This is a genomic window from Pseudomonas sp. JV245A (genome assembly GCF_032424515.1).
Lineage (GTDB): Bacteria > Pseudomonadota > Gammaproteobacteria > Pseudomonadales > Pseudomonadaceae > Aquipseudomonas > Aquipseudomonas protegens.
In genome coordinates, this window is sequence record NZ_VYKE01000218.1 from 1 (window position 1) to 6,027 (window position 6,027).

Sequence of the window (6,027 nt, forward strand, 5' to 3'; positions counted from 1 at the left end):
GAAGCCTCTGAGTGCCGAGGCACTGCAGCAAGGCTTGCAAGCCTTGCTCGAACACCACGACGGCCTGCGCCTGAAGTTTGTCGAAGAAGGCGCAGCCTGGGTCGCGACTTATGCCCCGCTGGGGCAGATGACTGCGGCACCGTTGGCGGCGACGCAGGCCGATGCGCTGCTGTGGCTGGCGGACGACGCCACTGAAGATTCGTTGCAAGCCCTGTGCGATACCGCGCAACGCAGCCTCGATCTGCAACAGGGGCCTTTGTTGCGTGCCGTGCTCTTCACGTTGCGTGATGGCACCCAGCGCCTGCTGCTGGCCATCCATCACCTGGTGGTGGACGGGGTGTCTTGGCGGGTGCTGCTGGAGGACCTGCATCAGGCCCTGGTACAGCAGGCCGCCGGGCAAACCATCAAGCTGCCGGCCAAGACCAGCTCTTCCCAGGCCTGGGCCGGCCAGTTGCAAGCCTATGCCCGCAGCGCGGCGCTGCAGCAAGAGCTGGGTTACTGGCAGGCGCAGTTGCAGGACGTGGAGTCGGGCCTGCCCTGCGACCGGGCAACGGATCAGGTGGTGATCAAGGATGCCAGGAGTGTCAGCACCGAGCTGGACCCAAGCTATACCCAGCGCCTGTTGCAGGATGCGCCGGCGGCCTATCGCACCCAGATCAACGATCTGCTGCTCACCGCCCTGGCCCGGGTCATCACCCGCTGGACCGGCGACAGCAGCGCCCTGGTGCAACTGGAAGGCCACGGCCGCGAAGAGCTGTTCGACAGCATCGACCTGAGCCGCACCGTGGGCTGGTTCACCAGCGTATTCCCGGTGAAGCTGACGCCGCAGCCGGCCCTGGCTGACTCGATCAAGCTCATCAAGGAACAGCTGCGGGCCGTGCCGAACAAGGGCATCGGCTTTGGTGCCCTGCGCTACCTGGGGGACGAAGCGGCGCAACAGACCCTCGCGGCATTGGCGGTGCCACGCATCACCTTCAACTACCTGGGCCAGTTCGATGGCAGCTTCGATGAGCCGGATGCCTGGTTTGCCCCCAGCGCCGAAGCCAAGGGTGCCGATCAAGGCGCCCAGGCTCCGCTGGGCAACTGGCTGAGCATCAATGGCCAGGTCTATGGCGGCCAATTGAAGCTGGGCTGGACCTTCAGCCAGGCGATGTTCGATACCGCCACCATCGAGCACCTGGCGGATGACTACGCCCGGGAACTCAAGGCGCTGATCGAGCATTGCAGCCAGCCCGAGCACCGTGGGGTAACCCCGTCGGACTTCCCGCTGGCGGGCCTGAACCAACAGCAACTGGACCAGTTGCCACTGGCCCTGGCCGAGGTCGAGGACCTCTATCCGCTGTCGCCGATGCAACAGGGCATGCTGTTCCACACCCTCTACGAGCAGGGCGCGGGCGACTACATCAACCAACTGCGGGTGGATGTGGACGGGCTCGAACCCGAGCGCTTCCGCCAGGCCTGGCAGGCGGCCATCGACAGCCATGACATCCTGCGCAGCGGCTTCCTCTGGCAGGGCGAGCTGCCGGCGCCGATCCAGGTGGTGCACAAGCGTATCCGCCTGGACTTTGTCGAGCATGACTGGCGGGCGAACGAGGCCGTGCCGGCCGCCCTGGATGGCTTGGCCGAAGAAGAGCGCCTGCGTGGTTTCGACCTGCTGGCCGCGCCCCTGCTGCGCCTGACCCTGGTGCGCACTGGCGAGCAGCGTTACCACCTGATCTACACCAACCACCACATCCTGATGGACGGCTGGAGCAACTCACGGCTGCTAGGGGAAGTGCTGCAGCGCTATGCGGGGCAGTTCGCGAGCCATGCGCCCGGGCGCTACCGCGACTACATCGCCTGGCTGCAACGCCAGGACGCCCAGCTCAGCGAGACCTTCTGGAAGCAGCAACTGGCGGTCCTGGATGAGCCAACCCGTCTGGCCCAGGCCATCAGCCGCGGTGGCCAGACCCTGGCCGGCAAGGGCTACGCCACCCATCAACAGCACCTGGACCTGCAACAGACGCAACGCTTGAGCGAGTTCGCCCGCCAGCAGAAGGTCACGGTCAACACCCTGGTGCAAGCCGCGTGGCTGTTGCTGCTGCAACGCTACACCGGGCAGGACAGCGTGGTGTTCGGTGCCACCGTGTCCGGGCGCCCGGCGGAGCTCAAGGGCGTGGAGCAACAGATCGGCCTGTTCATCAACACTCTGCCGGTCGTGGCTGCGCCGCGCCCGGACATACCGGTCAGTGACTGGCTGCAACTGGTGCAGGAACGCAACCTGGCCCTGCGCGACTTCGAACACACGCCGCTGTACGACGTGCAGCGCTGGGCGGGCCTGGGGGGCGAGGCGCTGTTCGACAATATCCTGGTGTTCGAGAACTACCCGGTGTCCGAGGCCCTGGCCCAAGGTGCACCGGCGCAGTTGAGCTTCGGCATGGCGGCCAACCATGAGCAGACCAACTACCCGCTGACCCTGTCGGTGTACCTGGGGCAGACCCTGGCGTTCGACTACAGCTATGCCCTGGAGCATTTCGCCGAGGCGAACATCCGGCAACTGGCGGGCTACCTGGAGCAGGTGCTCATGGCGCTGGTGGAGCAGCCGCAGTCGAGCATCGGCGAGTTGGCGTTGACTGGCGCTACCGAGCGCCGCTTGATCGAGGAGCAACGCAGCCGTACTCCGGCGCGAGACCTGTCGCCGCTCTGCGTCCAGCAGTTGATCGAGGCCCAGGCCGCACGCACTGCGGATGCCGTGGCGCTGCTGTGCGCCGGCCAGCAACTGAGCTATGGCCAGTTCAACCAGCGGGCCAACCAGTTGGCCCATGCGTTGATCGAGCAGGGCGTGGGCCCGGATGTGCGGGTGGGCATTGCCGTGGAGCGCGGGCTGGACATGCTTGTCGGCCTGCTGGCGGTGCTCAAGGCCGGTGGCGCCTATGTGCCGCTGGACCCCGAATACCCCCAGGAGCGCCTGCACTACATGATGCAGGACAGCGGCATCCAGCTGCTGCTGACCCAGTCGCCGCTGCTGGAACGCCTGCGCGACGGGGTGGAGGTACCCCACCTGTGCCTGGATCAGCAGGGCCTGGACGGCTACTCCCTGAACAATCCAGCGCCGCGGGCCCAGGCCGACAACCTGGCCTATGTGATGTACACCTCCGGTTCCACCGGCCGGCCCAAGGGTGTGGATATCAGCCACCGCGCCTTGACCCAGCACGCCCAGGTTTCCCGGGACTACTTCAACATGAGCGCGGCAGACCGTGGCCTGCAGTTCTCCACCTTCAACTTCGACGCCTTTGTCGAACAGCTGTACCCGGCGCTGATCTGTGGCGCCTCGGTGGTGATTCGCGGCAAGGCGCTGTGGGACAGCGAAACCTTCTACCGCGAGCTGATCGAGCAGGGCATCAGCATCGTCGATCTGAGCACCGCCTACTGGTTCATGCTGGGCAAGGACTTCGCCAGCCGCGAACCCCGCGACTTTGGCCGCCTGCGCCAGCTCAACCTGGGGGGCGAAGCCATGCCGGCAGAAGGCGTGGCGGCGTGGAAGAAGGCCGGCCTGAAACACGCCTGCCTGCTCAACACCTACGGGCCGACCGAGGCCACGGTGAGCGTTACCGCCCATGACTGCAGCCGTTACCTGCAGGACGGGCAAGCCTTGCCGAGCCAGATGCCGCTGGGCAAGGGCTTGCCGGGCCGCTCCATCTACTTGCTGGACAACAGCGGCAACCTGACCCTCAGCGGCGCCACAGGCGAGCTGATGATCGGGGGCGAGCTGCTGGCCCGGGGTTACCACGACCGTCCAGGCCTGACTGCCGAGCGTTTCATTCCCGATCCGTTCAGCAGCGATGGCGGTCGCCTGTACCGCTCCGGCGATCTGGCCCGCTATGACGCCGAGGGCGTGATCGAGTACGCCGGGCGCATCGACCACCAGGTGAAGATCCGCGGTTTCCGCATCGAAATGGGCGAGATCGAAGCGCGGCTGCTGGAGCTGCCACTGGTGCGCGAAGCCGTGGTGCTGGCCCAGGAGGCGGCCGGTGGTCCACAGCTGGTGGCCTACGTAGTGGCGGCCGCGGGCGTGGCGGTAGAGAGCCCGGAACAGCAGGCACAGGTGCGCGAGCAACTCAAAGCGGCCCTCAAGGAGGTACTGCCGGACTACATGCTGCCGGCGCACCTGCTGTTCCTTGAGGCCCTGCCGCTGAGCCCCAACGGCAAGCTGGACCGCAAGGCCCTGCCCAAGGCCGACGCCAGCCTGTTGCAGCAGGCCTACATCGCCCCACAGAGCGAACTGGAACAGCAGGTCGCGGCGATCTGGGCCCAGGTGCTGGAGGTCGAGCAAGTGGGCATGAACGATAACTTCTTTGAACTAGGTGGGCATTCCTTGTTGGTAACCGCGATGGTCTCTCGAGTCCAGCTCAAGCTTGGGCGCCAGGTCAGTGTGCAGATGGCGTTTGAATTTCCCACCCTGGGGCTGTTCGTCAGCCAGTTGCAACAGGCGCCCGGCCAGGTGCAAGGCGCCGACCTGAGTGCGCTGGAACTGTTGCTCGACGAAATGGAGGCTGTGTAATGGACAACACCACCGCGCTGAAAATTGTCAAAGGCTTCATCCTTCTGCCCCTGGAGAAGCGCAAGGTCTACCTGCAGAAGATGCTCGAACAGGGCATCTCCCCGGCCAACCTGCCGATTCCCGAGGTGCGCCTGAGCCAGGAGCGCCTGCCGCTGTCCTATGCCCAGCAACGCCAGTGGTTTCTCTGGCAACTGGCGCCCGAGAGCACGGCCTATCACATTCCCAAGGCCCTGCGCCTGCGCGGGAAACTGAATGTCGAGGCCTTGCAGCGCAGCTTCGACAGCCTGATCGCCCGGCATGAAAGCCTGCGCACGCATTTCGTCGAGGAGGCCGACACGGCGCTGCAGGTGGTCGCCCCCGAGGCGCGCCTGGAACTGGTGCGCCAGGCACTACCGGCGCAGGCGAGCCAGCAGCAGATCAATGCGGCCGTGCAGGACTTCGTCCAGGCCCAGACCCGGAAGCTGTTCGATCTGCTGGCCGGGCCGTTGCTCAGGGTCGGCCTGTTGCAGGTGGCCGAGAATGACCATGTGCTGGTCCTGACCCAGCACCACATCGTCTCCGATGGCTGGTCGATGCAGGTCATGGTGGATGAACTGATCGCGCTCTACATCGGTTACTGCCAAGGGCAGACGGCGCCGTTGCCGGCGCTGCCGATCCAGTATGCCGATTACGCCCTCTGGCAGCGCCACTGGATGGAGGCCGGTGAAAAGGACCGGCAACTGGCCTACTGGACGGCGCAACTGGGCGGCGAGCAACCCTTGCTCGAACTGCCTCTGGATCGCCCGCGCCCCGCGGTGCAGAGCCATCGGGGCGGGCGCCTGGAGCTGACCCTGGAGCAGCCCTTGAGTGAAGCCCTGGGCAGCCTGGCCCAGCGGGAAGGGGTGACCCTGTTCATGCTGTTGCTGGCCTCGTTCCAGACCCTGCTGCACCGCTACAGCGGCCAGGCCGATATCCGCGTCGGTGTGCCCATTGCCAACCGCAACCGGGTCGAGACCGAGCGCCTGATCGGCTTCTTCGTCAACACCCAGGTGCTCAAGGCCGAGATCGACGGGCAGATGTCCTTCAGCCAGTTGCTGCAGCAGGTACGCCAGACCGCCCTGGCGGCGCAGGCGCACCAGGACCTGCCGTTCGAGCAGTTGGTAGAGGCCTTGCAGCCGGAGCGCAGCCTGAGCCACAACCCGCTGTTCCAGGTGATGTTCAATCACCAGGTGGAAGCGGTGGGCGCAGCCGGGCCTCTGAACCTGCCGGGCCTGAGCATCGAGGCCCTGGACGCCCAGGGGCAGTCGGCGCAGTTCGACCTGACCCTGGACACCGTGGAAACCCAGGGCCGGATCGCCGCGTCTCTGGTCTATGCCACCGATGTGTTCGACGCCGCCACCATCGAGCGCCTGGCCGCCCATTGGCGCCAGTTGCTGCAAAGCGTGGCCAGCCAGCCACAGCAGCGCATCGGCCTGTTGCCATTGCTGGGGGCCGACGAGCAGGCGCAG

2 protein-coding genes are annotated in these 6,027 nt (G+C 66.0%); both read left to right on the forward strand.

Annotated elements, in window-relative coordinates; translation table 11 throughout:
- Positions 1-4,540 (forward strand): non-ribosomal peptide synthetase (locus tag F6S12_RS29065; RefSeq protein ID WP_315869637.1); only part of this gene is annotated, 4,540 nt, incomplete at its 5' end.
- Positions 4,540-6,027: condensation domain-containing protein (locus tag F6S12_RS29070; RefSeq protein ID WP_315869638.1), on the forward strand; the 1,488-nt coding region annotated here is incomplete at its 3' end. The genes F6S12_RS29065 and F6S12_RS29070, both read left to right, overlap by 1 nt.